This window comes from Streptomyces fuscigenes, from assembly GCF_021556455.1.
GTDB classification, from domain to species: domain Bacteria; phylum Actinomycetota; class Actinomycetes; order Streptomycetales; family Streptomycetaceae; genus Streptomyces; species Streptomyces fuscigenes.
The window spans coordinates 1-2,935 of the sequence record NZ_JAKGCV010000578.1 but is presented as its reverse complement, the minus strand read 5'-3'; the positions used below and the strand labels follow the sequence as shown (position 1 = coordinate 2,935).

Below are 2,935 nucleotides of genomic sequence, written 5' to 3'. Positions count from 1 at the left end.
CTCGGCGGCGTCGGCGCCCGCCGGCTGGCGGGATACCGGGCGCGTGCCGCCGACGCGTGCCCCGAGCGAGACCTCGCGGCGGCGGACGCCGTGGGGGCGCGCTTCGTATGCCCCGGAGACGCGGAGTGGCCCCGCCAGCTGGACGACCTGGGGACCGCGGCCCCCGTCGGCCTGTGGGTACGCGGAGCGCCGGACCTGCGCCTGTGGGCGCTGCGTTCCGTCGCCGTGGTGGGCGCGCGGGCCTGCACGCCGTACGGGGCCCACATGGCGGGCACGCTGGCGGGCGGCCTCGCCGGCAGCGGCTGGGTCGTCATCTCGGGAGCGGCCTTCGGCGTGGACGCGGCGGCGCACCGGGGCGCGCTGGCCGCCGGCGGCGCGACGGGCGCCGTGCTCGCCTGCGGCGTGGACACGGTCTACCCCCGCGGTCACGCCGAGTTGATCGCACGCATCGCCGAACAGGGTCTCGTCATCGGTGAATTGCCGCCGGGGGAGCATCCGACGCGGAGCAGGTTCGTGCTGCGCAACCGCGTGATCGCCGCGCTCACCCGGGGCACGGTCGTCGTGGAGGCCGCCCAGCGCAGCGGGTCGCTGTCCAGTGCCCGCTGGGCACTGCGGCTCGGCCGGTTCACGATGGGGGTGCCGGGTCCCGTCACGAGCGGGCTCTCGGCCGGGGTGCACGAACTGCTGCGCGGCGAAGGTGTCCTGGTCACCGACGCGGACGAAGTCATCGAGCTGGTCGGTGACATCGGCGAACTCGCTCCGCGCAGGCGCGGCCCTCTCCTGCCCAGGGACCTGCTGCGGCCGGAGTGCGCCCGGGTGCTGGAGGCACTCCCCGCCGCCGGAACGGACAGCGTCCCGGCGGTGGCACGCGGTGCCGGGACCACGGCGGACGCCGCACTCGCGAGGCTGGTCGAGCTTCACTCGCTCGGGTTTGTCGAACGACACAGCGACAGATGGCGTCCCACCGCACTGGGCCGGGGCGCCGGCGGGTGAGCGTGAACGGGTGCTTGACCTGGGGCATTCGGGTGACAGGGTGAGGCGGATGACCTCCATATCCCGCTGACCGCCCCGCCGGCGGTCACCTGCCCGCTCCCTCCGTCGAGCGCACAAAGCGACCGGCCGGTCACGCTACGCTCATCCAAGTCCCCACGTCCCATATCCCCACGTCACAGCAGAACGGCTCAAGGCACCGCATGCCCCAGCACACCTCCGGGTCCGATCGCACCGCGGCAAGGTCGGCACCCCCCGAGGCCCGGAGCGCCGACCGGCCGCCCGCGCCCTCGTCGCTCGACGAGTTGTGGCGGTCCTACAAGGCGACGGGCGACGCCCGGCTGCGCGAGCAGCTGATCCTGCACTACTCGCCGCTCGTGAAGTACGTCGCCGGCCGCGTCAGCGTCGGCCTGCCGCCCAACGTCGAGCAGGCCGACTTCGTCTCCTCGGGGGTGTTCGGCCTGATCGACGCCATCGAGAAGTTCGACATCACGCGGTCGATCAAGTTCGAGACGTACGCCATCACCCGTATCCGTGGGGCGATGATCGACGAGCTGCGCGCCCTGGACTGGATCCCCCGTTCCGTCCGGCAGAAGGCGCGGGCCGCCGAGCGCGCCTACGCGACCCTGGAGGCGAAGCTGCGGCGCACCCCCTCGGAGAGCGAGGTCGCCGCGGAGATGGGCATCGCGGTCGACGAACTGCACGCGGTCTTCAGCCAGTTGTCGCTGGCCAACGTGGTCGCACTGGAGGAGCTGCTGCACGTCGGCGGCGACGGCGACCGCCTGAGCCTCATGGACACGCTGGAGGACACGGCGGCCGACGACCCGGTCGAGGTGGCCGAGGACCGCGAGCAGCGCCGCCTGCTCGCCCGCGCCATCAACACACTGCCGGACCGCGAGAAGACCGTGGTCACGCTCTACTACTACGAAGGCCTGACCCTGGCGGAGATCGGCAACGTCCTCGGCGTCACGGAGAGCAGGGTCAGCCAGATCCACACCAAGTCCGTGCTCCAGCTGCGGGCCAAATTGGCGGATTTGTAAAGTGGACCCGTGCCCAGGATTCGAGCGGCCTCCGTGGCCGAGCACCGGACCATGCAGCGCGACGCCCTGCTCGACGCCGCGCGCTCCCTGCTGTCGGAAGGCGGCACCGAGGCGTTGACCTTCCCCGCCCTGGCCGAGCGCACGGGGCTCGCCCGATCGTCCGTCTACGAGTACTTCCGCTCGCGGGCGGCCGTCGTCGAGGAGCTGTGCGCCGTCGACTTCCCCGTGTGGGCGGCGGAGGTGTCCGCCGCGATGGCCGCCGAGGCCACGCCGGAGGCCAGGATCGAGGCGTACGTCCGCACCCAGCTGGCGCTGGTCGGCGACCGGCGCCACCGGGCCGTCGTCGCGATCTCCGCGAGCGAGCTGGACGACGGCGCCCGCGAGAAGATCCGCGCGTCCCACGGCGGGCTCGTCGCCATGGTCGGCGCCGCGCTCGGCGACCTCGGCCACCGCAGCCCCCGCCTCGCCGCGATGCTGCTCCAGGGCATCGTGGACGCGGCCGTGCGCCGCATCGAGCTCGGCGCGGCCGAGGAGCCCGACGAGATCGCGCAGGCGGCCGTCGCCATGGCGCTCGGCGGGGTCACGGGAAGCGCCTGACGCGGAAGCGGGGCAGCCCAGTCGTCGGGGAGCCGCACGTCGGGAGCCGGCCGCACCGCGGGCGGCGGCAGCCCGAACCCGACTGCCCGCGCGGACCGAGGCCGCCGCCCTGCACCTGACGGCCGCGCACGCGACGGGCCCAGGACATCGCACGCGGGCCTCCGCCGCGGGGTGCGCGGGCCGGGCCTCGCATCTCCCGCGTCGGGGCCACGGCCAGGGCGGGGGCCGAGGCGGTGGGCAGGGGACTGACAGGCGGTCGCGCTCCAGGGTCGTCAACCCGGCCCGGGACTGCTCCGGGGCCGCGGGCC

At 74.3% G+C, this 2,935-nt stretch carries 3 protein-coding genes; all 3 read left to right on the top strand.

The annotated features are described in order from the left end of the window. Positions 1–993 (top strand): DNA-processing protein DprA (gene dprA, locus L1885_RS26510; RefSeq protein ID WP_235799696.1); only part of this gene is annotated, 993 nt, incomplete at its 5' end. A 200-nt stretch (positions 994–1,193) separates the two neighbouring features. Further along, complete coding sequence (gene whiG / locus L1885_RS26505) at positions 1,194–2,030, top strand: RNA polymerase sigma factor WhiG (RefSeq protein WP_235799695.1); 837 nt, start codon at positions 1,194–1,196, stop codon at positions 2,028–2,030. Between the two features lie 33 nt (positions 2,031–2,063). Further along, on the top strand, positions 2,064–2,627 hold the full coding sequence (locus tag L1885_RS26500) for a TetR/AcrR family transcriptional regulator (RefSeq protein ID WP_235799697.1): 564 nt from the start codon (positions 2,064–2,066) through the stop codon (positions 2,625–2,627). Positions 2,628–2,935 lie beyond the last annotated feature (308 nt).

Bases quoted from the DNA above. Each gene is read 5' to 3' on its own strand.
- whiG (WP_235799695.1), top strand. From the start codon at position 1,194: ATGCCCCAGCACACCTCCGGGTCCGATCGCACCGCGGCAAGGTCGGCA.